General features: G+C 35.6%; 24 protein-coding genes and 1 riboswitch. Of the genes, 14 read left to right on the top strand and 10 right to left on the bottom strand.

All coding sequences use genetic code 11. From position 1 onward, the window contains the following. Positions 1-43 precede the first annotated feature (43 nt). Both MKX53_RS18515 and MKX53_RS18510 read right to left on the bottom strand, forming a co-directional pair. Complete coding sequence (locus MKX53_RS18515) at positions 44-577, bottom strand: ECF transporter S component (RefSeq protein ID WP_093537974.1); 534 nt, start codon at positions 575-577, stop codon at positions 44-46. Positions 578-888: 311 nt separating this feature from the next. After that, positions 889-1,632: an alpha/beta hydrolase gene (locus tag MKX53_RS18510; RefSeq protein ID WP_340913134.1), complete on the bottom strand. Its 744-nt coding sequence runs from the start codon at positions 1,630-1,632 to the stop codon at positions 889-891. Positions 1,633-1,709: 77 nt separating this feature from the next. Here MKX53_RS18510 and MKX53_RS18505 point away from each other — a divergent pair, with 77 nt between their 5' ends. The 6 genes from MKX53_RS18505 (at position 1,710) to MKX53_RS18480 (ending at position 7,397) form a co-directional block, all read left to right on the top strand. After that, positions 1,710-2,513 carry an AraC family transcriptional regulator gene (locus MKX53_RS18505; RefSeq protein WP_340913132.1) on the top strand — a complete coding sequence of 268 codons (804 nt, stop codon included), beginning with the start codon at positions 1,710-1,712 and terminating at the stop codon, positions 2,511-2,513. 185 nt (positions 2,514-2,698) lie between these two features. After that, complete coding sequence (locus MKX53_RS18500) at positions 2,699-3,661, top strand: ABC transporter substrate-binding protein (RefSeq protein ID WP_340913129.1); 963 nt, start codon at positions 2,699-2,701, stop codon at positions 3,659-3,661. Positions 3,662-3,751: 90 nt separating this feature from the next. Continuing rightward, positions 3,752-4,732, top strand: coding sequence for a FecCD family ABC transporter permease (locus MKX53_RS18495; RefSeq protein WP_445678286.1), 981 nt, complete (start codon positions 3,752-3,754; stop codon positions 4,730-4,732). Further along, positions 4,732-5,748 carry a FecCD family ABC transporter permease gene (locus MKX53_RS18490; protein ID WP_340913125.1) on the top strand — a complete coding sequence of 339 codons (1,017 nt, stop codon included), beginning with the start codon at positions 4,732-4,734 and terminating at the stop codon, positions 5,746-5,748. The genes MKX53_RS18495 and MKX53_RS18490 overlap by 1 nt, the downstream gene beginning before the upstream one ends. Positions 5,749-5,753: 5 nt before the next feature. Then, positions 5,754-6,542, top strand: coding sequence for an ABC transporter ATP-binding protein (locus MKX53_RS18485; RefSeq protein ID WP_340913124.1), 789 nt, complete (start codon positions 5,754-5,756; stop codon positions 6,540-6,542). Positions 6,543-6,584: 42 nt separating this feature from the next. Further along, complete coding sequence (locus tag MKX53_RS18480; protein ID WP_340913123.1) at positions 6,585-7,397, top strand: hypothetical protein; 813 nt, start codon at positions 6,585-6,587, stop codon at positions 7,395-7,397. Between the two features lie 74 nt (positions 7,398-7,471). Here the strand turns inward: MKX53_RS18480 and MKX53_RS18475 are convergent, their stop codons facing one another. Both MKX53_RS18475 and pgeF read right to left on the bottom strand, forming a co-directional pair. Beyond that, the gene (locus tag MKX53_RS18475) at positions 7,472-8,662 is read right to left on the bottom strand and encodes a M14 family metallopeptidase (protein WP_340764246.1); all 1,191 of its coding nucleotides are present in this window, start codon (positions 8,660-8,662) and stop codon (positions 7,472-7,474) included. A 112-nt stretch (positions 8,663-8,774) separates the two neighbouring features. Next, entirely contained in the window at positions 8,775-9,536 is a 762-nt protein-coding gene (gene pgeF / locus MKX53_RS18470) for a peptidoglycan editing factor PgeF (RefSeq protein WP_340764245.1), read from the bottom strand. Between the two features lie 137 nt (positions 9,537-9,673). Between pgeF and MKX53_RS18465 the strand changes: the two genes are divergently transcribed. The 3 genes from MKX53_RS18465 (at position 9,674) to gltP (ending at position 13,231) form a co-directional block, all read left to right on the top strand. Beyond that, on the top strand, positions 9,674-10,939 hold the full coding sequence (locus MKX53_RS18465) for a sensor histidine kinase (protein WP_340764242.1): 1,266 nt from the start codon (positions 9,674-9,676) through the stop codon (positions 10,937-10,939). A gap of 4 nt (positions 10,940-10,943) precedes the next feature. Next, positions 10,944-11,828: a response regulator gene (locus MKX53_RS18460; RefSeq protein ID WP_340913122.1), complete on the top strand. Its 885-nt coding sequence runs from the start codon at positions 10,944-10,946 to the stop codon at positions 11,826-11,828. Positions 11,829-11,950: 122 nt separating this feature from the next. Continuing rightward, positions 11,951-13,231 (top strand): glutamate/aspartate:proton symporter GltP, encoded by a 1,281-nt coding sequence (gltP, locus tag MKX53_RS18455; RefSeq protein ID WP_093537968.1) that lies wholly within the window; start codon positions 11,951-11,953, stop codon positions 13,229-13,231. A gap of 307 nt (positions 13,232-13,538) precedes the next feature. On the opposite strand, the gene MKX53_RS18450 is transcribed toward gltP, so the two are convergent. Beyond that, positions 13,539-14,843 carry a helix-turn-helix domain-containing protein gene (locus tag MKX53_RS18450; RefSeq protein ID WP_340913120.1) on the bottom strand — a complete coding sequence of 435 codons (1,305 nt, stop codon included), beginning with the start codon at positions 14,841-14,843 and terminating at the stop codon, positions 13,539-13,541. A 412-nt stretch (positions 14,844-15,255) separates the two neighbouring features. On the opposite strand from MKX53_RS18450, the gene MKX53_RS18445 reads away from it, so the two are divergent. Next, entirely contained in the window at positions 15,256-15,450 is a 195-nt protein-coding gene (locus tag MKX53_RS18445) for a YvrJ family protein (RefSeq protein ID WP_340913400.1), read from the top strand. A 188-nt stretch (positions 15,451-15,638) separates the two neighbouring features. On the opposite strand, the gene MKX53_RS18440 is transcribed toward MKX53_RS18445, so the two are convergent. Next, positions 15,639-17,039 (bottom strand): purine-cytosine permease family protein, encoded by a 1,401-nt coding sequence (locus MKX53_RS18440; RefSeq protein WP_340913118.1) that lies wholly within the window; start codon positions 17,037-17,039, stop codon positions 15,639-15,641. A 189-nt stretch (positions 17,040-17,228) separates the two neighbouring features. Continuing rightward, positions 17,229-17,412, top strand: a riboswitch (Lysine riboswitch). A 124-nt stretch (positions 17,413-17,536) separates the two neighbouring features. On the opposite strand from MKX53_RS18440, the gene MKX53_RS18435 reads away from it, so the two are divergent. From MKX53_RS18435 to MKX53_RS18420, 4 genes are all read left to right on the top strand, one after another. Next, positions 17,537-18,382, top strand: a complete 846-nt coding sequence (locus MKX53_RS18435) for a transporter substrate-binding domain-containing protein (protein WP_340913116.1) — start codon at positions 17,537-17,539, stop codon at positions 18,380-18,382. A gap of 130 nt (positions 18,383-18,512) precedes the next feature. Then, entirely contained in the window at positions 18,513-19,274 is a 762-nt protein-coding gene (locus tag MKX53_RS18430; protein WP_340764224.1) for an amino acid ABC transporter permease, read from the top strand. An 18-nt stretch (positions 19,275-19,292) separates the two neighbouring features. Next, complete coding sequence (locus tag MKX53_RS18425; protein ID WP_340764222.1) at positions 19,293-20,027, top strand: amino acid ABC transporter ATP-binding protein; 735 nt, start codon at positions 19,293-19,295, stop codon at positions 20,025-20,027. 23 nt (positions 20,028-20,050) lie between these two features. Beyond that, the gene (locus tag MKX53_RS18420) at positions 20,051-20,785 is read left to right on the top strand and encodes a hypothetical protein (RefSeq protein ID WP_340913114.1); all 735 of its coding nucleotides are present in this window, start codon (positions 20,051-20,053) and stop codon (positions 20,783-20,785) included. Positions 20,786-20,801: 16 nt separating this feature from the next. Here the strand turns inward: MKX53_RS18420 and MKX53_RS18415 are convergent, their stop codons facing one another. The 4 genes from MKX53_RS18415 to MKX53_RS18400 all read right to left on the bottom strand — a co-directional run bounded on the left by MKX53_RS18415 (position 20,802) and on the right by MKX53_RS18400 (position 23,042). Continuing rightward, entirely contained in the window at positions 20,802-21,140 is a 339-nt protein-coding gene (locus MKX53_RS18415; RefSeq protein WP_340913113.1) for a heme oxygenase, read from the bottom strand. A gap of 76 nt (positions 21,141-21,216) precedes the next feature. Further along, entirely contained in the window at positions 21,217-21,750 is a 534-nt protein-coding gene (locus MKX53_RS18410) for a 1,2-dihydroxy-3-keto-5-methylthiopentene dioxygenase (RefSeq protein WP_340764216.1), read from the bottom strand. A 15-nt stretch (positions 21,751-21,765) separates the two neighbouring features. Then, positions 21,766-22,380, bottom strand: coding sequence for a methylthioribulose 1-phosphate dehydratase (locus MKX53_RS18405; RefSeq protein WP_340764214.1), 615 nt, complete (start codon positions 22,378-22,380; stop codon positions 21,766-21,768). After that, positions 22,377-23,042 carry a 2-hydroxy-3-keto-5-methylthiopentenyl-1-phosphate phosphatase gene (locus MKX53_RS18400; RefSeq protein WP_340913112.1) on the bottom strand — a complete coding sequence of 222 codons (666 nt, stop codon included), beginning with the start codon at positions 23,040-23,042 and terminating at the stop codon, positions 22,377-22,379. The genes MKX53_RS18405 and MKX53_RS18400 overlap by 4 nt, the downstream gene beginning before the upstream one ends. Positions 23,043-23,044: the final 2 nt, after the last annotated feature.

Genomic DNA, 23,044 nt, shown 5'->3' with positions numbered 1-23,044 from the left:
TGGAGGGACTAAAGAATATTATCTTTAGCCCCTCTTTATATAGCTATTTGAAATACGGGATTTTTTTTAGTACTACACAAACTGGAATGGCAACACAGAGTCCTACAACATTTTGTACGATGTTTCCAGGAATAGAGGCTGCTGGTATGATCCAACTTTTAAAGATGATTGCTTCTCCAAGATAATAGACAGCTAGCATAAAAGGAATCGACACAATTGTAGCAATTAGATTGAGTGCTAAACTACTTCCGTTGCGTCCCTTCGACCAAGCAACTTTTCCCACGATATAACCCTGCAAGCCACGTGCTAAAAACGTAATTGGTGCCCATAAAACCCAAGGACCTACTAAATCGAATAAGCCCATACCAATAGCACCAGCAATAGCACCTTTTTTAGGGCCAAATAAAATAGAAGAGATAAAGAGTACGGCCGTTCCAAGATGAACTAACCCTCCATTAGCTGTGATAGGTAATTTAATGTTTAACAAAATAGTAGCAACGAAGACAAGTGCAATTAACATAGATGTAATAATTAAATCGAAAGTACGTACATGAGAATAGCTTGTTGTTTTTTGCATAGTTGAATCCTTCCTTTTTCAAATTATTTTTTAGATTTAATTTACATTAGCAATGAATTGATGTTTTTAAAAGTACCAATATAAAGAAAACTGTAGTGGTCAGTTTTGATGTGTGAAGAAATTTATAGTCCTAAATCATGAAAATTTTAAACTAACCAAATGTATTCTATGGTCCTTCGGCGGGTAGTAGAAATTTTGAAAATTAACTAAAAAGAAACGTTCAAAAGTAAAAACACTTTTGAACGTTTCTTTATCTTTAGTATTAACTGGTTCTCATCTTCAGGGACTAATTGTGAATAATCATGTAAACATTATTCACTAATATAACGGAAAGCGCGGCTGATGACAGTCGGGACGACTGAAGCATGGTTCTCTTCTAATGCTTCGTAAAAAACTACAGGCAAGCCGTGTTTGGAAAGGTATTCATATACTTTACGTGTATCATCTACCATAAAGCCTTCTAACTCGCCAACCGCTAAAAACAACCTTCTGTATGACCCTTCACTTTGAACAAAACCCTCTAAATAAGCCAGTAATTCATGATTGTTCCACCAAATAGATGGGCTCAGAGCTATGTATTTTATAAAGGAATTTGGGTGATGGAACAAGCTCCAAAGAGCATAATAACCTCCTAAGGAGTGACCTAGTAATGTTTCGTCGCTAGTGTTTACGGTATAGTCGCGGTAAATAATCGGTTTAAGTTCATTTTCCAAAAATAAATGAAATTTTTCTGCACCCCCTACTGCATCAGGAATCATTTTTTGCATGCGATCGGGATATATATATTCTTTTGCTGGTGCTGTAAAATCATAAAATCTACGTGGTCGCATTGTTTCTAATTCATGATTAATACCGATTATAATGGCAGGCCCCACCTTTGTTTTTAAAGAGTTTTTACATTGCAATTCAATCGTTTTCTGTGCAATTTCAAAATAGGATAAGCCGTCTAACACATAGATAACTGGGAAACCATCTATTGGACATTGGGTCTCCGGAACGAAAATATCCACTGAGTAAGTATATTGAGTGTAGTTTGAATGCAGTTCAAAGGACAACTATTTTCCCTCCTAAAGTCGTGATATAATCTAAATGATAAAGATTATCAATTAAACAGTCAATATAGGAGAGAAATATGGATTATACAATCAACCAGATAGTCGACTATTTTGCAAAGTCATCAATTGAATTCGTGGATATTATTACAAATCAAGTATTACCACACCATACAAACGGTAATAGAACCACTGCTCGGGGGGTATCAGGAATTGTTATTCCACTTTCAGGTAGTGCGAATTTTTCATTCAACCAGACAGTTTATAAAATGAAAGAATGCACCATTGTTCATGCAGGCTCTCAAATGAATATAGAAATTGAAACCATAGGAGAGAAACCTTGGGAGTATGCGGTAATTCATTATAAAACATTGCATAATGCACCGCTAGATTTAAAAAATATAGACTTTGCAGCTAAAGTAATGCAGATGGATAAAATTAAAGAGTATGTATATCAGCTTATAAAATATTCTTCAGAGCCTGGGAGTTTCTCTACGTTTCAGGTAAAAGTAATTTTTTATAATCTAATTAAAGAAATTTTAGAACAGGCAAAAAAACATTTAGATGATAAAAATACAATGATTATTCCAAAGGCAATTACCTATATCCATGACAACTTTGCTGAGGAATTTTCAATAGCAGAGCTAGCCAGAATGTTAGGTATGGAGCGACGACGATTTTCAGAGTTATTTGAGCAGCACAAAGGGCTTAGTCCTATTCAATATATAACCGAATATCGTATTCGTATTGCAAGAGAAATGTTAAGAGTTGGAAACCACTCTATTGCTGAAATTGCTGAGAAAGTAGGATATCAAGATCATTTTTATTTTAGTAGGGTCTTTAAAAAACATGTGGGAATGTCACCTTCTAAATATAGAAAATAAATGGTGGAAAAGTGTATATACATATAGCAAGCAAATTACTTTGTTTGCTTTTGTTGTGGAAAAATTCCGGCAAAAGTCCATGTTTAAAATAAATAAGTCCATTCCTTTTCACAGTTAGCTTTGTTAAAATTTCAAATGTAAATGAGAATTGATATCAATTAAAAAATAAATTTGGAGCTGAGAACATGAAAAAATATTGGTTAATTGGGGCAACTATGGTAATTACGTTCGCATTGGTGGGCTGTGGGGAAACAAAGAAAGTTACTGAAGAAACTGAGAAGGCTTCGGAGCAAACGACTGAAGCAACGACACAAACACTTTCATACTTAGGGACAGACTATATAATCCCTGCAACAGTAGATAGCATCGTTACTGCTAGTTTAGAATCGATGGAAGACGCAGTAGTACTGGGTATCAAGCCAACAGGTGTACTTGAAATTGCTGGAGAAATTCCATCATATTTAGAAAAAGAATTAGCAGGTGCAGAACTAGTGGGTGATAAAAGAGCACCGAATGCAGAAGCAATCTTAACACTCGATCCAGATGTAATTGTTGGAACATCGAAATGGGGCGAGGATACAATGGCAGAAATGAATAAAATTCAGACAACACTTCCATACTCTCATATCTCAACTAACTGGAAAGAAAACCTAACAGCCCTTGCTCAATTAGCTGGAAATACAGAAGTTGCAGAAGAAATTATTGCAGACTACGATGACAAAGCAGAAACTGCAAAAGTAAAAGTGAAAGAACAACTAGCGGATAAATCAGTAGTGATAATTCGTATGCGTGGTGGACTAATGTATATCTATCCTACAAGTGTGTACTTAAACCCAGTACTCTATGAAGATTTAGGATTATTGGTTCCTGAAATTATTGCTAATAGTGAAGCACAATCAGAAATTACAATGGAAACATTAGCTTCTGTCAATCCAGATGCTATCTTCCTTCAATTCGAGGAATCAGAAAATACAGAAGCTCCAAATGCACTGGGAGATTTACAAAGCAATCCTATTTTTGCAAGCTTAGCAGCATCTCAAAGTGATCAAGTATTTGTTAACACAATTACTCCTCTTGCTCAAGGTGGTACTGCTTGGTCTAAAGTGAAGTTCTTAGACGCAGCAGTTGAAAGTTTACTTCATAATTAGGTAGTGTATTAGCGGACAGGAAAATGCTTGTCCGCTATTATATTTTCATCAACTAGGAGAATAGGTGGCATTTTGAAAAATAGACAACCAATTTTCATTTTAACGTTAGCACCTGTATTTATTGTATTGCTAACGTTTATTTCTATTATTTATGGAACGAAAGAAATTAGTATGATAACAATCTGGGAGGCAATTGTTCATTTTGATGGTTCAAATATAGATCACCAAATCGTTCGTACAGGGCGCATACCCCGAGCAATCGCGGTTCTTTTAGTAGGAGCTTTTTTAGCTGTAGCTGGTTCTATTATGCAAGGTATTACAAGAAACTACTTAGCGTCTCCTTCATTGATGGGGGTAAACGATGGTTCAGCTTTTGTCATTACAATCGCCATTGTATTTTTGCCCGGATTATCCAATTTACATATGATTTTACTTTCGATGGTTGGTTCTGCACTTGGGGCTGGTCTTGTTTTTGGTTTTGGTACTATTATTCGAAACGGACTATCCCCTGTTCGACTTGCCATTATTGGAACCGTCATCGGTACATTTCTAAGTAGTATAGCTACAGCCATTGCGATGTACCACCAAGTGTCTCAAACAGTTAGTGCTTGGTATAATACGAAAGTTCAAGCAGTTGATATGGATATGCTCATGCTATCATTACCAATCGGTGTCATTGGTCTTATATTAGCGATGATTTCGGCAAGAGCTATTACTATTACATCTTTAGGTGAGGATGTAGCGGTTGGTTTAGGCCAAAAAACAAAAGCAGTTAAAATTGTTAGTATGATGGCAGTCGTTTGTTTAACTGGAACGGCTGTAGCATTAGTAGGGAAAATTGCATTTGTAGGATTAGTCATTCCCCATATTACTCGTTTTATAGTTGGCGTCGATTACCGGGTTATCATTCCTTGTTCTGCAGTAATCGGGGCATTTTTTCTTTCGTTTTGTGATTTGATTAGTCGTTATATAAACTTCCCATATGAGACACCAATAGGAGTGGTGACAGCGATAATTGGGGTGCCATTCTTTTTATATTTAATTCGTAGACGTGGAGGGGAAAAAGCATAATGAGACGTTTCATCCTTACATCTACTGTGATTTTTATTATCTTTTTGGCGGGTAGTTATTTACATATAACGAATGGTGTATTTGATATGACTATACTTGATGTTATAAAAACATTACTCCGTATTGAAACAAATGAAAAGTTTGAATTAGTAATTTTCGATTTTCGATTACCACGTATTGTTATTGCAGCATTAGTTGGAGTTGGTCTTGCCATTGCTGGGGTAGTAATGCAGGGAATCACTAGAAATGGATTAGCAGATCCAGGAATATTAGGTATTAATTCAGGGGCAGGTTGCTCTATCGTTATTTTTATGTTTTTTTTCCAAGTTCATGTTGTCAATGCTGATGTAAGTAACTGGTTATCAATTATGATTATGCCTTTATTTGGTTTTGTTGGTGGACTGCTGGCCGCTACATTAATATTTATTTTTTCGTATAAGCAGGGACGTTTAGATATGCAACGATTAATCTTGACCGGAATAGCGATCAACAGTGGGTTTGGTGCTTTATCAATGTATTTATCGCTCAAAATGAATTCGAAAGACTATGAATCAGCAGCACTTTGGATGTCTGGATCGATTTATAATGCTAACTGGATTTTTGTCGTAGCCATGCTTCCATGGATAATTATTTTAGGGATATATACATATAAAAAGGCATACTTACTTGATTATTTTCAACTCGAGGAAGAGAGCATAAAGAGCCTCGGGATTGCAATAGAGCGAGAGAAAGTGGTCTTGCTTCTTGCAAGTGTAGGTTTGGTAAGTGCTTGTGTTTCAGTGTCGGGAAGCATAGGCTTTGTTGGGTTGATGGCGCCACATATCGCTCGCCAACTAGTAGGTATTAGACATCGGTATGTCATGCCTACCGCAGCGTTAATCGGAGCGGCATTACTGGTATTTTCAGATTTTGTGGCGAAAACGGTATTTGCTCCTTCGGAGTTGTCTGTAGGGGTGGTTGTTTCTATTATCGGAATTCCATATTTCCTATATTTACTCGTAAAAGCGAAAGGGTGAGCGATATGAATAATATTTTTAAAATAGAGCAGTTAACGGCAGGTTATGAAAATACCAAAATATTGAATGGGATTAATATGTCTATAGAAGCTGGGAAAGTTACGACTATTATTGGACCAAATGGCTGTGGGAAATCGACATTATTAAAAACAATTGGCCGTATTTTGAAAAAGCAACAAGGTAATATTTATATTCAGGGTGAAAATATGAAAAGTATGCCAACAAAAGAAATAGCAAAGCGACTCGCAATGTTATCACAAGCGCCATCTGCACCGGGAGAGCTAAAAGTGGAAGAACTGATTTCTTACGGTCGTTATCCTCATCGGAAAAATGTAAATCGCTTAACTACAAAAGATAAAGAAATGATTGAATGGGCGATGACGGTAACAAATACGCTTGAGTTTCGAAGCCGTAATCTATCACAACTATCAGGAGGTCAGCGTCAGCGTGTCTGGCTTGCAATGGCACTTGCTCAAGAAACGGATATATTACTACTCGATGAACCGACAACTTATTTGGATATGTCTCATCAGTTAGAAGTATTAAATATTGTTAAAAGATTAAATGAAGAACATGGTTGTACAATTATCATGGTACTGCACGATATTAATCATGCTGCTCGTTTTTCACACCATTTAGTTACGATGAAAAAAGGAGAGATAATGAAATGTGGTACACCGTTTGAAATTATATCATGCGAAGTATTGCGGGTGGTATTTCAAATTGACGCTTGTATTATTCAGGATCCTAAATTACAGATTCCAATTTGCTATTCGTATGATGTATTGGAATAGTGGCATGGTACAATTTAATAATCTGAAAACCTGAAAAAGGGAGTGAAGAATATTATTGGTAAATTTGCTCCATATGTTTTGGTAGTTGGTCTATTCTGTATAGTATTGGATGGACTTTGGATTGTAGAGTCATATGATTCGTCTGTTTCCTATCCAAGAGAGGCATTTGTTTATTTGTTAATAGGGATGTGTTTGATCGTTATTTCCTATTTCTTTTTCAAATTTAAAAAGCCTCTAAGTATAGCAATACCGAAGGATTGCGAAGCTAAGAAAGATAATAGATTGTATATTCGTAAAGTATGGGATAAAAGAGAGGAACTTGGAGAAAGGGCAATGGCAGTTCTCTTGATTACTTTAGTAATTATAGCTGTTTTCGATTTTGGGCTAGCTGTTCAATTATTATTACCAATCTTATTCTGTGGAATGGTTGTAGTAGCTTTCCTCTATGCAATGTATCATGAAGAAATGCAAATGGAAGATGATGAACAACTAAAACCCAAAACTGCTAAAGTCCGAAAGCTTATGAGTTTACTTGATTATAGAAATCACCTCTTCAGCTTGTCCTTGCTCCTATTTATAATAATAATCTTTTCTTATTTATTCGCTAAGGATCTAGGTTATACATTTGCCGAAATAAGTGGTATGAATGTAATGACTTTAGAGGGTGGAGTATATAGCTTAGCTGGCCTTATTTTTTTATGTGGGTTTGTCTATATTATCCACCACGTAGATTTTTTAGGTGTTCGACAAGCAAGACAGAGTTATGAAAAGGTATTAAGAATACATTTTTTGGAACTCGGTTTTGTGGGAATAGTTTTCTTTATTTGGTTAATTTCTTTAGTGTTCAGCAATTAGAGTCTATATAGTCAGTCGTCGAGATATGATAATCACGATGACTGACTGATAATATATATGCAATTCTATTTATTTTATACATACAGACCTGCTAAGAAGATACCTAATGCCTCTTCATAGATTTCATCAAATTGGGAGAGGGGTAGTGGATTTATACCTGTGCCAAGCTCAACCGTAAATCCTGGTCTGCGCCAATCCTGGATAAACCAGTCTTTATAGCCCGCATAGCTATCAATCGTTTGCACAGCCTCGTAGCCACTGACTCTACTAAATTCTGTGACCATTGCTTCAGACTCGGGTGGCTCGAGGTTTTCAAATCCCCAATAGATAACTTCTCCTTGTGTATGAAATGCAAGTACTCTTGCAAAATCACTATTCCTAGTCAAATCTGCCATTGCAATTGCTTCGGGTTCAGACAAGGGGCTTTCCCCTCCGTAATCTCTGGGACCTGGTACCTGAGGATTACGGGCACGTTCTAATTCCCATTCAGCAGGAAATTGATCATTCAGATCGACTCCTCGAATATTTGCTTTCCATCCTGAAAAATCAGAGCTGCCATTATTCCACTCAATTACTCTATCTCTCCATGGACTTTCCTCTGGTAGACCATTTAGTACAAGATCCACACCATCCGGATTAACCATGGGAACTATAGACAGAGAGGCTTGTGAGTATAGTGGAAGCGTATTGAGCCCTCGAATAGGAGTTTGGTTAGTAAGAGACAATGCGTAATCGTTTAAAAAGGTTAATATGATGGGAGTTGTAATCCATTCATTTGCATGGAAGGAAGCATTATAATGAACTCTTTTTTCTCCATCTCCTATTAATACTTCAGGTATTTCCCGCCCCTCCACTGAATTACCGATAGAAGATATCCTTAAAAACGGGTAAACAGTTTGTAGTTGTCTCATATCATTCATCAATGTGCTATAATCATAATTCTGTTTTCCATTCACTATTCTCCATGTCACTCTAATGGGAATGTTAATTGTCTGTCCGATTCTTAAAAACGCTGGATTAAGTGTAGGATTAACAAGAAAAAGTGTATCCAATGGAAGATTTCTGCTACTAGCAATAGACCACAGTGAATCCCCCGATTTAATTTGGTAAGAAGTAGTAACATATCCTGGGATTTGAATACGCGCACCTATTGATAGTGTTTGTGGGTCGATATTCCGATTAGAGTCAATAATAAGCCGAAAAGGAACCTTGAATAATTGACTATAATACCAAAGCGAGTCCCCGGATCTAACGTATACGTCCATGTCGTTCCTCCTTTTTAAAAAAACCAATCATAAAAGTATATGAAAATAACTCAAAATTAGTGAGGAGTGCAATAAGTAAAAAGCACATCGAAGTCGATGTGCTTTTGGGAGGTTAATCTTTTTTCATAATAAAACTTAAATGCCGACCTGATTGTCGATCCTCTCGATAAGAGAATCCATCTGGACTTATAAACGTACAGGTTGGATCAATTGTAATATGGTCTGTAGGAATTCCGGCGAGCTCGCACTGTTTTTTCACCGTTAACTGATTGTCGATATGATACTTGTTAGTTGAACTCTTAAAATATATAAAGTCTTTAGCATAGCCTAAGTTATTAAACTTTTTATAGACATCTAGATCTACTTCGAACTTTTCTTGGCTCAGGGCAGCACCTATTTGTACATGGAAGTCACTTGGGTTACAGTTTTCAACACTTTTTAAGTGTCTAAACAGCTTTAGGGTCACTTCCTTAATCGTCCCTTGCCAGCCCGAATGAATAACACCAATAAGACCATTCACTTTGTTGTAAAAGATGACGGGAACACAATCAGCGGAGAAACTGGTTAAAATAATATTCGACTCAAAAGTATACAAAGCATCCGTGTCAGGTATGGCGGTATCCTTTGTTCTAGCTCCAAGACCTTTATCTTCAATTGTTACTCGATGAAAGTTGGCACTATGCGTTTGATTGGCGCAAACGAAATTGTCCATTTCACTAGAAAGAGAAGTCGCTAGTTTTTTTCGGTTTTCAAGGATGTACTCCGTATTTTCACAAATATGTAGAGCCATGTTTCCTTGTTCTAGTTCTGTAGTATTTTTCAAGGTCATTCCTGCAACTATCTTGTCATTATTAACGTACATTTTCATTTTCATGTCATCACCTAAATTCACTATATAATAGCGGGTTTTAAATGTATATATAATACAATGGGATGATTGTACTTTTGTCTAAAGTTTCGTTGGAAATGCTATACTTATATCTAATAAATATATCCATATAGGAGAGTTTTATGGTTTTTAAACGACACCAATTAGTCGCTAATAAATGGAGTGTACTAATTTTAACGATATTAATAACTGTAATAGCTAGCGAATTTAAAGTGATTCCTTTTAATGGGGAGGATTTCCGTTTTGGATTAGGAAGTGCTGCTTTTTTCTTTCTTCTGTTAATATTTCAACCGACGTCTTTAATATTCACGGGTTTTTTAACAGGAGTTACGGTTGTTCTTGTGCGAATTGGGGAGGATATGATATTTACTGATGAGGCTTTTGGGCTAATATTAGTAGATCATATACCCGCTTTTTTATTTTATTTGCTTTTTGCAACTGGGTTTAGTGTTATACGCATAGAGCGGTTTAAAAAGGCGCCTCTGCTTCTAGGAGCGTTTGCCACAGTTTTGGAGTTTACAGCTAATAGTGTGGAGCATATTGTTCGATATTTATTATGGAGCAATATGCATCTGGAGGTTCAAGAATGGGTACTATTAGCATTGGTAGCCATTTTTCGAAGTTATTTTGTAGTAGGCTTATATAGCTCAATTATTATAATGGAGCAAAATAAGCGGATACAAGAAATGTTAAAGGTTGGTTCAAACTTATATGCAGAAACACTTTATCTACAAAAATCGATGAATCATATAGAGAAAATTACTGCTTCTAGCCATGATTTATACCGCAAATTAAAGAGCCAGGATCATCTTGCTTTAAGTACCCAAGCGTTGAAAATTGCTCAAGAAATACATGAGGTAAAAAAGGACTCTCAACGGATTTTAGCAGGATTGCAAAAGATCACAACAGTTGAAAAGAACAAACATTACACGCTCTCAGAAGTTGTACAGCTTGTTATCCAAGGGAACGAAAAATACAGTGAATTACTTAATAAAGAAATTGTCATTCACTCTACTATTTTAGTCGATTATGAGACAGAGCAACAAATTCCATTGTTGGCACTATTGAATAATATATGTGCTAATGCAGTAGAAGCTATATCAACTACAGGCAAAGTTAGCATAGAGGTTTGTGAAGAGTCAGAATTAACGTGGTTTATTATCAAAGATACTGGAGGAGGTATCTCCAAAGAAGATCATGGCATTGTATTTGAACCAGGCTATACTACCAAATTTAATGATTCAGGAGTAGCTGCAACAGGTATTGGTCTATCCCACGTCAAAGAAATTATTACAACCTTGGAAGGCCAAGTACAAATTGAATCTTTTGATAAAGGTACTACCTTTAAGGTAAATATCCCAACAGAAAACATAAGAAAAGGTGGGTAAAATATTGCGTTACTATATTGTAGATGATGATCCAGCAAGTAGAATGATGCTAAGAAAAATCATAACAGATGACGAGTTAGGATTAGTAATTGGAGAAGCAGAAAATGGTGAAAAAAGCTTAGTTCCAATACTTGCTACACTTCCAGATGTAGTGCTGGTTGACTTTCTCATGCCAGATTTAGATGGCATCGAAACAATTGAAAAATTGAAAAATAGAGGATTTGAAGGTCAATTTATCATGATTTCTCAAATTGTTAATAAAGAAATGGTAGGAGAAGCTTATAAAAAAGGAATTGAATTTTTTATACATAAACCAATTAATAGGGTAGAGGTTCAAAGTATATTGCAGAAAAATGCAGAACAAAAACGGTTAAGGAATTCGCTTTTAACGATAAAAGAATCATTAGCAAGCTTCAATACAATTATGCCCCCTCTAAAAAAGGTAAACGTGGGAGAATTGGTAAGTATCAAGCTTGGTGATATGGGGATAATGAGTGAGGTAGGCAGCAATGACCTGAAAGAGATTATAGAAATGCTAGTGCACGGAAACAATGAGTCGAACGTTTTTCCAACATTAATCGATATTTATGAGTCTCTTGCGAGGAGACGGAATGCAGAAGATATAAAAAAGGAAATGAAAGCAATTGAGCAGCGGCTCCGAAGAACTATATTAGCAGCAATCCAGCATATGGCTACAATTGGTTCAATCGACTATACAAGTAGAGAATTTGAGCATTATGCACCCCGATACTTTGAATTCCAAGAAGTTCGAAGGTTGATGATTGAGGTAGGAGAGAACCGCTTTAACTCTTCCAAAATAAAGATTAATATTAAAAAGTTTCTTCAAATGTTATACGTCGAAGTATTGGAAAGTTATAAGCAAATTTAGAAGACTCTTCGTTCGGGGAACTATAATGTAGGATTTTGTAGTATTTGATAAGTTATCTTTAAAATAGTTTTAAGCTAATTTATATATGGAAAGCGCTTACAAACTAGGGGGGATAGCATAATATGAAAAAGAAATTCAAGTTTACATTAGCATATCAAATATTAGTAGGTCTAATCCTAGGGATTATTGTGGGTGCAGTTTTCTTTGGAAATCCTTCAGTAGAAAAGTACTTGCAGCCAATAGGAACCATGTTTATCAATATGATTAAAATGATAGTTGTTCCTATCATTGTTTCAACTTTAATCTTAGGTGTTGCGGGAACTGGTGATATCAAACAATTAGGTAAATTGGGTGGGAAAACACTAATTTACTTTGAGCTTGTAACAACCTTTGCTATTATCATTGGATTATTTGCAGCAAACATTTTCCAACCTGGTGAAGGGATAGATATGTCAAGCCTTGCTAAAGGTGATATCGATCAATATGTTCAAACAACAGAGCAAGTCCAAAAAGAGGATCATGGGATATTAGATATAATTGTAGGAATAGTTCCTGATAATATCGTGCAAGCGATGGCGGCAGGAGAAATGCTTCCAATTATTTTCTTTTCGGTATTATTTGGACTAGGTATTGCGGCAATCGGTGAAAAAGGAAAACCTGTTTTAGCTTTCTTCCAGGGTACAGCAGATGCGATGTTCTGGGTCACAAATCTTATTATGAAATTTGCTCCTTTTGGCGTTTTTGCTTTAATCGGAGTAACAGTTTCTAAATTTGGTCTCGAATCCTTGTTACCGCTGGGCAAGCTAATGATTCTTGTGTACGCCACAATGATATTCTTTATAATCATTGTACTTGGAGGTATAGCAAAATTTGTTGGAATCAATATATTCCATCTACTAAAAGTACTAAAGGATGAACTTCTTTTAGCGTATTCAACGTCAAGTTCAGAAACAGTTTTACCAAAAGTAATGGAGAAGATGGAGAAATTCGGAGCACCAAAAGATATCGTATCGTTTGTAGTGCCAACAGGATATTCGTTTAACTTGGATGGTTCTACGTTGTATCAAGCAATCGCAGCAATCTTTATAGCTCAGATGTATAATATTGACTTAAGTATTTCTCAACAAATTACATTAGTACTAGTTCTAATGGTCACTTCTAAAGGTATTGCAGGAGTTCCAGGGGTTTCGTTTGTTGTGTTACTGGCAACTTTAGGAACAGTTGGTATCCCACTTGAAGGTCTAGCCTTCATCGCCGGAATTGACCGTCTTCTAGACATGGCTCGTACAGTTGTTAATGTTGTAGGAAATGCACTAGCTACGATCGTTATGGCTAAGTGGGAAGGCCGATTCGATCAAGAAAAAGAAGAAGCGTATTATCTTTCTTTAAAGAAAACGGTGTAACATCTTTTATAGAAAAAGGTCACTATATTCTAGAGACAAAACAAAAAAACCGGTTATCCAATTGGATGACCGGTTTTTTGTAGTCTCAGAAAAGCTCTAACGATAAATTTTAGTAATGAATGGTGTGCTTCGTTAAAGACTTGACTTGAAACTGTGCTTCAAATGTTGAGTTTTTTAAATAAACGAATTGTCTATAGATGTTGGTCTTGGAGTTTCGTCTTCGCTAATATGTTTTATGTTCGTTGTAAAGCTTAGAGCTAGGACGACAATACTTGATAAGGTTAGCAATACAATCTTTTTTTTCATTTTATAAATCCTCCCAATTCTTAATAAATTTTTGTTTAAATAAAACCTGATTTGCTTTTTGATAATATATACTTGCTGCTTTAAACTTGTGATGTTTAAAAAGGTAATCTGCCAATAATATAGAATACTTTTGAACATGTCGTCCATCTTGTTCGTTTTCAAAATAACTTATAGCTTCGGTTAATACCATTTCAAGTTCTTCCGTTTGGTTAAGGTAATGACTATAAATTTCAAGGTGGTAAAAATAAGCAAAGTAATTTTTTGTAGATGATTTTTCTTGAGCAATTTTTATTAATCCTTTTTGACACCATTGCAGAACCTGTTGATGGTCAGATTGCTTGGAATACTCTTTTATAATAGATAAAGTTGTTAGTAAGTATCCTTCCGCATTACAGTCTTCTTCTTTAATTTTTAAACTAAGCTTATAAAACTCAATTGCTTTTTCAGGACACCCTTGTATGGCATATAAGGACCCTAGGTTTTGGTAAATCACCTCCTCATAGTTAATCAATTTATAGTCTTTCGCAAGCTTTGCCGCTAAATAATAGTTCTTTTCCGCTTCTTGAAATTGTCTCATTTTTTTATAGGCAATTCCTATAACAATGTAATTATCAATAGCTCTTTCGAATAACAGATTATCTTTATAATAAAGTAGTGATTTGGAAGCGTAATTAATTGCATTAAAAAATTCATTACATTTTGAGTACGTTAAACTAAGTACATTATAGAAATCAGCTAATTCCCATTCTTCAATACTCCCTTTATTTAAGTGTCCTAATGAAAGCTCTAACCGGCTTAATGCAGCTTGGTAATTCCCCTCTAAATAACTATAAATCCCCAAATTCAAATTAAGAATAAACTTTGTTTTCTCGTCTATCTCGTCTTTTATTTGTACAATTGCCTTATAGATTGACTCCAGGTTTTCCTTCTTCTCATCTAGTATTAACAGTAGTCGGAAGAGGTAAAGTTGATAACTGTAATAATTATTTAGTTGTAAAAAGTGTAGTTTTTCGTCGGTGTATTTCTGTAAAGCTCCCCTTATAAAGTTTTTATCTCTCTTCAAAATTCCTATTTTGTATAATTCGGATAGGGATGTAATCACTTTATTTTCCTTTTCACTGGACACTTGATCTATTTCTATATCTAGTTTTTTGAGTAATAAATTTACTACTTCTTCACTTGGAACAGTTAAACTATTTTCTATTTTACTTAAATAGGATGTAGAGCAGATTCCTTTGGCCAATGTGGTTTGTTTCATACTTTGGTCTATTCTTTCTGATTTTATTATATGACCTATACTACTCATTTTCTTCACCCCTTATGAATTAGTAATGTACTAATTCTTGAAATAATCTAAATATCCTTTTTCAATCGTTCGACCAAAAACGACTACTAAATTGTAGAAAGACTTATTATATTGTAGAGATTTGTAGAATACTGATACAATAATTATCCGAATTGATTTAGAAGTAGTAAATTTTCATTAAAATAGGAAAATAGGTTGAGTTACATAGTAATAAGGGAAGAACTCAGGTAATGTTTCCCAACCTTTAATCATTCTAAATATAACAAAAATTTAGTATAATTAAATAAAATATTAATAAAAAGGAGGAAGAAGACTAACGTGAGATAAAATTGTTTTTGGACAAGTAAGTTTTAGCAATACAACAGTCATACTTTAATTGGTTTTACTCAACGGGAATATCAATTGTTTGGGAATGGTAAATAAAAGGGAAAGGGGGGTACACATGATTGGGGAGGAAAACATCGTACAATTAATTGGAAACTTTGGATTTCCTATTGTAGTCACTATTTATTTATTACATCGCTTTGAAAATAAAATAGACTCTCTCGAAAATACCATTCACAATATAGCAAATGTTGTTAACAATAGTATAGAAAAAAGAAAGTGAACATGTAACAAGAAGGATTGAGTTCCTGTTGATAATATAGATTAAAATTATTCTTTTAAAGGTAAGCTAAGCTTATTTTCACTAACTATAATTTTCTTCTAAGAAAATGCTAGAAGTGAAAAGTAATCCATCCTGAGTAATAACTCAAAAATGGATTACTTTTTTAATGTGAATAAGGGGAACTACTGTTATGCAATATAATCCTCTTTGGAGATATCGTCGGCAGCACCTTTATTGTAATATTTTCCTTTTGTTAATACTGCTATAAAAACAGTAAGAATTGCTGCTAAAATAGCTGCAAAGAAAGCAGCGGTACTTTGTAAAAATGAACCCATATAACCTAATGCTGCAAATGTACCTATGCCACTGGCAACGATTAAAGATACAACTCCAACAGGATTCCATTTGTAGAGAAATTCCTGGCGAGCCTCATAATAACCATTCCCAATTTTCAAAGCTTTTTTAACGACCAGTGCATCGGTCACCAATATAGCTGCCCATGATAGCAAAAATACTCCTTGAAATGTCATAGCTGTATCTAAATGATCTACAATACCACCGAGCATTAGAATTATTGCAGTAATTGCACTTACAACCACCCAAAATCTGCGTCCAGGTGTAAATTTAAAAATGTTTTCAAAAAAGTTTGATAGCGATAGGGAACTACTATATATGTTAGTAATATTTATACGTAGTTGAGTTAGCATCGTGAATAATGCTCCACCAATACCTAGAAGCATTACAATATAAACTCCTGGATTTGGTTCACCTAAGCGAACACCAAACCAAATACCAAGACCCCCCATAATACCGAAGCAGAAAATCTGTGGAATAAAGCCGATTGCCACCGAACCAATTTTAATATCTTTTGGTTTTAGAAAACGAGCATAATCAGATGCTAGTAGGGCTGTTAGACCCATTATTCCATGTTGAACACCTATGCAAAGGAGTAGGGCTTGTCCTCCAACTTGAACGCCTTCAGGTAAATAAGTCCAAAAAGGTCCTTCAAATACGGAAGGTTTATAAAATGATATAACAACTGCTGTTATTAAGAAAACTACAAATATAGGTAGAGACCACTTTTGTAACTTATCTAGTTGTTTAATTCCAAACCAGTTTAAAGGTATAACGATAAAACCGAAGAAAATGATTAATGCCCATTCTTGTAGGTTAGGGAAGAAGGTGTGAACCGCGGATACTAAAATGAGTCCTTCAAATGCACAATACATAATAAAGTTTGTCGCGTAGAGGAACGATGTTAGGGAAGCACCTATATAGCCAAAACCACCGCCTCTAGATAATAAATTGACATTCATACCAGATTTCGCGGATAAGTAAGCAATGAAGGTTCCTAATATACCGGCAACTACTATTGCGTAAATCGAGGAGATAATAGCATTTAGTGCCCCAAATTGCAGAGCCATTACACTACCCATTTGAAAGTAAAAAATGGCAGTGGCTATGCCGAATGTAATATTGGTTATACTTAACCAACCCATATTTCTTTGGCTACGGGGTACCTTTTCTAATGAATAATCTGAGTCCATTTGTTCTGTTACTTTGTGATCTGTAGTTTGGACAGATCTCATAATATCATTCTCCTTTAAAAAATAATTACCAATGTAAGTAGACACATTAATAACTAAATTCTCATTGTTTTTATATTTCCACCATTAATTATAACATATACCTAGCTAAGTATTAATACTGAGGCAGTTGACAGAAATATATGTGTATTGTAAACTATGAAACATAATTGAATATAACCTCACTTAGTGTAGTGAGGTAGAGGCGCGATATTTAACAGTCCTTAGTGGAGTTTGAGAAGCTATGATGCTAGGGAGAAGGAAATGTCGCCGAAGTTTGTAATATTACTCGTTATTACTTGCTGGGTCTGTAGTTAATAATTGCAGGACTGTCCACTATAAACATCCCGGTTTATAATGGTGTGCTATCTCATTTGGGAAAAGTAGAGGACCTGGGCAACTATACATATTGCGACCTGAGTTCATCTCAGGTCTTTTTTTGTACAAGTTGTCTTTTTTTATAGGCAAGAACATATATTGATAAAAAGGGAGAAATTAGAATGAAAAAAAGATTAGCATTTTTAACGATATTTGCATCTATTACATTGTTATTAGCGGCATGTGGAACGGCTGATAAAGAGACTTCGGGATCTTCAACAGCTAAAGATTCGCCTGATACATTTACAGTAGGCTTAGAAGCAGGTTATGCACCTTTTAACTGGACTCAACTAGACGATTCCAATGGTGGAGTGAAGATTGATGGAAACGCAGAGTATGCTGGTGGATATGATGTGGAAATTGCTAAACGTATTGCGGATGGATTAGGAAAGGAACTAGTTATCGTTAAAACAGAGTGGGATGGGCTAGTGCCATCATTGCAATCAGACAAAATTGATGCAATTATAGCGGGAATGTCACCTACAGAAGAGCGTAAAGAAACAATCGACTTTTCGGAAAACTACTATACTTCCAACTTTGTTATGGTAGTGAAAAAAGGTGGGAATTTTGAAGGGGCTACTTCTATTCAAGACTTTAGTGGTGCTAAAATTACAGGTCAGTTAAATACTTCTCACTATGGTGTAATTGATCAAATCAAAGATGTGCAAAAACAACCAGCATCTGATAATTTCTCTGCAATGCGTGTAGCATTAGAATCTGGAGTTATTGATGGTTATGTGTCTGAACGTCCAGAAGGAATTAGTGCTTCTTCCGCTAATGCCAACTTTGCAATGGTTGAATTTACGGATGGATTTAAAGCGGCAGAAGAGGATACAGCAGTAGCAGTAGGCTTGAAAAAAGATAGTAAATTAACAGAAGATATCAATAAAATTTTAGCGGAAATTTCTGAAGAAGAAAGACAAGAAATTATGGATGCTGCTATTAATAACCAACCAGCGGCAGAATAAGGGTGAAGTGATACCGGCTGCATCTTTTTGCAGTCGGTTTTTATATGGAATATATACTTTCTAATTATTAACTACCTAGCTCCAGACGCCAGCAGCGTCTGCGGCTTTTCTAAGAAAGGAGGGGAAATGTATGAGCATTGAATATATTATTTCGATGATTACTAATAACTGGCCGATGTTCCTTCGTGGAGCAGGAATGACATTATTAATATCAATTATTGGTACAATTTTTGGAGCAGTTATTGGCTTGCTAGCAGGGGTTATTCGTACAATTCCTAAACCTGAAAGAAAAATGAAACGTATTTTGTTAAAAGTAGTAAATCTAATACTTTCTGCATATATTGAGTTTTTTAGAGGAACTCCGATGATCGTACAGGCCATGGTAATATTCTATGGATCTGCGCTTGCTTTTGGGATAGATATGGACCGTACAACAGCAGCAATATTCATCGTTTCGATCAACACGGGTGCATATATGGCAGAAATTGTACGGGGCGGTGTTATTTCCATTGATAAGGGGCAATTCGAAGCTGCACAAGCAATTGGTATGAATCATGTTCAAACAATGTGGAGTGTTGTTCTACCTCAAGTCATCCGAAATATTTTACCAGCAACAGGCAATCAATTTATCATTAATATTAAAGATACGTCTGTCTTGAATGTAATAGGTGTTACGGAACTATATTTTCAAGCGAAAACAGTTGCAGGTATAAGCTTTAAATACTTTGAACCATTCTTTATAGCATGTATTTTGTATTTCGTCATGACGTTTACAGTAACATTAATATTACGATATATAGAGAGAAGATTAGACGGCCCGGAAAACTACAGTATGATTGGTCAGCCGCCACCGCAACTTATGTTACCTAAAAATAATGCAAATATCGATTAAACGAAGGAGGAGAAATCTATGGGAAATGTCATCGAAGTTCAACATTTAAGTAAATCCTTCGGAAATCATGAGGTCTTAAGAGACATAGATTTTTCAGTGAACAAAGGAGAGGTTATTTGCATCATCGGTTCCTCTGGATCAGGAAAATCTACTTTACTTCGTTGTATAAATTTGTTGGAAAAGCCTAGTGGCGGTCAAATTATTTATCGTGGAGAGAATATTTTAGATGAAAAACATGATATCCATGCCTACCGAAAAAAGTTAGGAATGGTTTTTCAACAGTTCAACTTATTTAATAACCATAATGCGTTAAACAATTGTATGGTAGGTCAAGTAAAGGTATTAAAACGTTCTAAAGAGGATGCCGAAAAGATTGCGTTAAAATACTTAAAAGTAGTGGGAATGGATCATTATGTAAATGCCAAGCCTAAGCAACTATCAGGTGGTCAAAAGCAACGTGTCGCTATAGCAAGAGCACTTTCCATGGAACCGGATGTCATGTTATTTGATGAACCTACCTCCGCACTGGATCCAGAAATGGTTGGAGAGGTATTAAAAGTGATGAAAGAGTTAGCAAGTACGGGACTTACAATGTTAATAGTGACACATGAAATGGAGTTTGCTAAAGAAGTAGCCGATCGGGTTGTTTTTATGGATAAAGGTGTAATTGCTGAGGAGGGACCTCCAGAACAAATTTTCAACAACCCGAGGGAAGAAAGAACTAAAACATTTTTAAAACGAACATTAAGCTAATAACAGTATGGAGGAATCGAAAGGTGGACCTTTTCAATCTGATAAAAAAAGAACGAGAATACTGGCTTGTGGATCAACATAAAGTATCCCATATTCCAAATATAGATTATTTAGTTGCGTTCGATCAATTATTAACAGAGTGGAAAGAACAAAAAGTAGCATATCTATCCCTTCTGATGGATGAAGAAAATGAGGATTGGCTTTTAAAACGTCGGTTCAAAAAAGTGTCGTCTATTGTAGAGTACACAAAGACACTACAAGGACCATTTAAAAATACTAGTGATTTTCAAGTAGATGCTCTCTCTGAGAGTCAAGTTACGGATTCTGACTTTGCTAGATTGTATGATGCATGTAGGAGTGGCTCAGCGAACAAGAATAAGCTGTTTTCTATCAGTCAAATAATGGAGTCATTAGAACTTGAATTAGGTACTAATTGGCGAGATCAATGTTTTATCTTTTCTCAAAATGGCAGGAACTACGGTATTAGTATTCCTCATATTGAACAAGGCACGACAGAAGAAGGTAGAATGTTTTACTTTGGGGTAGTTCCAGAGCAACGTCAAAAAGGATATGGAAAGATATTTCATGCTATTTCTTTAGAGCTTTTGAAAACATTAGGTGCCAAGATATATGTAGGGAGTACAGACACAGTAAATGCCCCTATGAGACGGATTTTTGAAACAAATGGATGTATATTACGAGATATAAAGGGGATTTACCGAATAGACATGAAAAAAGTGGATGAACTCAGAAGATGAGTCCTCCACTTTTATTTTAGTTTTTGGAAATTGCTTCTATTGAAGCGGCAACTTTAGAAATGATTAATTCATTACCTAAAAGTGGAGATTCTTTAGAAGCATCAGGAGAGCCAGACTCGGGACGTTTATGCGATTCTTTGAAGAGATCACTGTCTTTCCATGCTTGGAAGTTTTCTTCTTTCTCCCAGTACATATTTACATTCATTTCATCATATTCAGTTGGTCCTTGAGTAATAGCGACCTCTACTTTGATGAAGCCTTCCATTTCTTGAAGGGGGCTTGGTTTTGTGAAATTTGGAGCCATTTTTTCTGCGAATCCTGGTTTAGTTTTGATGCGATTCGTTACAATAATCATTGTACATTCTCCTTTCTTATTAGATAAAGTTAGTATAGCATTCCTTTTTTCTTATTCCTACAAAGAGCATTTACCTTTATTGTTCTACTGCTTCCTCTTGATAAACTGGGACCCACCCCTCTGTTGTTACAAATATGCGTACAGCAACAACTTTACGGTCCTCTGATAATGTGAAGTAATGTGTAATATTCTCAGGCACAGATATCAAATCACCAGGTGAAAGATGAACTTCAAAGTAGCGTTCATCCTTGCCTTGTATGATGAAGACACCGTGACCACTTACAATATAACGGACTTCATCGTCGGTATGAAGGTGTTTGCGTTCGAAATTTTTTAACAGTTCGTCTAAGTTTGGGTTCGAATCTGAAAGAGAGATAATATCGGCCGCTTGATAGCCACGGCGACTAGAGATATCATCTATTTCAATTTGGAAGGCTTGGAGAATCTCTTGCTTTTCTCCGTCGCTTAAGTCAAATTTTTCACGAAGGTTTTCTGGTAGTTTGTTAATATCCCAATGCTCATAAATTACTTCTTGGTTCTCTAAAAATGCTGCTACCTCTTTTTGCTCTTTAATTGTTTCATTTGTTCCTTGAATTTTAATAATAGCCATTAACAATCTTCCTTTCTATTTTGAGTGTATTTGATGTAGTGCTAATTGATACTGAAATAAAAATTCGCAAGCTTCAAGTAATTTTTTTGCCTCAAATCCATCTTTTCCCCAAACAGTTATTCCGTGATTTCGAATGAGTATAACTCCCTTGTCTGCAGAAATATACGGTGTAAACTCTTCTGCAAGCTTTGGTATATGGGCGTAGTTAGGGATAATGGGTATCGATAGTATGGCATCCTCTTCCCACATTCCAAAAGCTTTAATAAGTTCAATCCCTTGAAAATCCACTGAACCTTTGTCACCATATAATTCGGAAATAACGTTATTTGCAACTGTATGGATGTGTAAGCTACAACCTGCATTTGTTTCGCGATATATTGCACAGTGTAATAATGTTTCGGCTGATGGAGTTAAATGTGTATTTTCGACTGGGTTTCCATCTGCATCAACAAGTAAAAAATCCTCTGCTGTTCTCTTTTTTTTATCTTTTCCGCTTGCTGTCACTAAGAACTCCATAGGATTATCATGTACTTTAATAGCAAGATTACCGCTCGTCCCCATAAACCAATCCCGTACGGCTAATTCATCTTTTATGTCTGCAAGTTCTTCCCATTTATCTTGTAAAGTCATATTTCCACACCTAACTTTGCGTCAATAATTTTTATCACATCGTGGAAGTTCTCAAAAGGTTCATAGGGAATATTCAATTCATCGCATTTTTCGATTAAGAAATCCCTCGCAATAACGACATCACCTAATTTTGCTGCTTCAAGATCAGTGATGGAATCCCCAATCACAACGCTCACAGCATCTTGGTCAAGAAGGGTACGAATAATAGAGGGTTTACAGCAACCACAGCCTTGGCTAGTACATTGATCATCACAGCTATACGGAAACTCAATGTGAATTGTATCCTTGGAAAATTGGGATGTATTACAATAGACTCCTGTAAATGGCCCGAATGGTTCTAGTAGCTTGTGGACAAAAAAGTCTATGCCACCACTTACGATGTAGAGTGGTATGTTGTGTTTTTTTGCATAGGAGACAAATTCACTAAACCCATCACGGATGACTGCCTGCTTAAGCACAAAAGAGATAATGTCATCTTTTGACTCAACAGGAAGGAGTGTGAACATTTTTGCTACACCATCTCGTATGGAAATTCGTTGTCCTAAAATATCATCTTTAATAGATGTCCATTCTGGTGGAGCAAACTCTTTCATGATTGCCATAATGTTATCCTGATTGGTAATAGTTCCATCGAAGTCACAAAAAACTACAAGATTACTCATAT

The sequence above is a fragment of the Psychrobacillus sp. FSL K6-4615 genome, from assembly GCF_038008225.1.
In the GTDB taxonomy this organism is placed as follows: Bacteria; Bacillota; Bacilli; order Bacillales_A; family Planococcaceae; genus Psychrobacillus; species Psychrobacillus psychrotolerans.
This window is presented reverse-complemented; position numbering and strand designations above follow the sequence as displayed.